2 protein-coding genes and 1 pseudogene are annotated in these 1,256 nt (G+C 73.4%); 2 read left to right on the forward strand and 1 reads right to left on the reverse strand.

Annotated elements, in window-relative coordinates; translation table 11 throughout:
• Both Q7T15_RS02695 and Q7T15_RS02700 read left to right on the forward strand, forming a co-directional pair.
• Window positions 1–399 (forward strand): annotated as a pseudogene (locus Q7T15_RS02695) (SAM-dependent methyltransferase); the annotation flags it as partial.
• A gap of 93 nt (window positions 400–492) precedes the next feature.
• The gene (locus Q7T15_RS02700) at window positions 493–1,020 is read left to right on the forward strand and encodes an NUDIX domain-containing protein (protein ID WP_304693027.1); all 528 of its coding nucleotides are present in this window, start codon (window positions 493–495) and stop codon (window positions 1,018–1,020) included.
• Here the strand turns inward: Q7T15_RS02700 and Q7T15_RS02705 are convergent.
• Window positions 1,017–1,256 (reverse strand): hypothetical protein (locus tag Q7T15_RS02705; RefSeq protein WP_304693028.1); only part of this gene is annotated, 240 nt, incomplete at its 5' end. The genes Q7T15_RS02700 and Q7T15_RS02705 overlap by 4 nt on opposite strands.

A 1,256-nucleotide genomic window follows, 5' to 3' on the forward strand; every position in this document is an offset into this window, starting at 1 on the left:
GACCCGTCGCTCGCGACGCAGGAGGCCGCGCGCGTGCTGCGCCCCGGCGGGCGGATCGGCCTGTTCTGGAACATCCGTGACGAGACCGTCCCGTGGGTGAAGGAGCTCAGCGGCATCATGCACTCGAGCGCCGCCGAGCGCCTGCTCACCGAGGGCATGCCCGAGATCGGTCCGCCGTTCACCGCGCTCGAGCACGCCGCGTGGGAGTGGACGGCGACCCTCACGATCGAGGGCCTCATGGATCTCGCCGCCTCGCGCAGCGACGTCATCGCCATGGCCGACGACGAGCGCGAGGCCGTGCTCGCGGAGGTGGGCGCGCTCGGCGCACGCGTCGCGACCGCCGACGGCGACATCCTCATGCCGTACCGCACGCACGTGTTCCGCGCGATGCTCGCCTGACGAGCCAGCCACGCGCCCGCCCGCCCGCACCAGAGCCGCACCGCCCACCGCGCCCGCACCGTTTCGCAGGTTTCGCGCCGTAGCCTGAGCACCATGTCGATCCCGCCCTCCGCCGCACCCGACGGAGCCGCGCGCCACATCCCGCCCCCGCTTCCCCCGCCGCACCTGCGCGACCCGGGCGACGCGTGGGTCGAGGGCCCCGACGGGCAGCGCTTCTGGGGCCGCTTCGGCGCCGCGGGGCTGCTCGCGTGGCATGCCGAGGCGGGCATCCTTCTGCAGCACCGCGCCGAGTGGTCGCATCACGGCGGCACGTGGGGGATCCCGGGCGGGGCGCGCAAGCTCGGCGAGTCAGCGGCCGACGCGGCTCTGCGCGAGTCGAACGAGGAGGCCGGTGTGCCGCTCGACGCGGTCAGCGTCCTGTTCGAGAGCGTCGTCGACCTCGGATTCTGGTCGTACACGACGGTCGTCGTGCGGGTCGATGAGCTCTTCGAGCCGGTCGTCGCCGATCTCGAGAGCCTCGAGCTGCGCTGGGTCGCGATCGAGCAGGTGGATGCCCTGCCCCTGCACCCCGGATTCGCGAGCTCGTGGCCCGCCCTCCGCGGGCAGCTTCCGACGCTCTAGTCGTCGCGCCCGGCCGCTCCGCCGAAACCGCCCCAGAGCGCGCCCTGGCCGTAACCGCCGGCGTAGCCGCTTTCGGAGTGGCTCGGTCGCCGGCCGCCACCCGGCCCCGAGCCGCTGGCCGTGAACGACAGTCCGGCCAGGACGAGGCCGATGATCAGCAGACCGATGCCCATCGGCGTCGAGTCGAGAACCGTGATGAAGACGACTCCGGCGACGAGCAGTGCGAGGCCGGTGAT

The organism is Microcella sp. (assembly GCF_030645145.1).
In the GTDB taxonomy this organism is placed as follows: Bacteria; Actinomycetota; Actinomycetes; order Actinomycetales; family Microbacteriaceae; genus Microcella.

Bases quoted from the DNA above. Each gene is read 5' to 3' on its own strand.
- Q7T15_RS02700 (WP_304693027.1), top strand. From the start codon at position 493: ATGTCGATCCCGCCCTCCGCCGCACCCGACGGAGCCGCGCGCCACATC.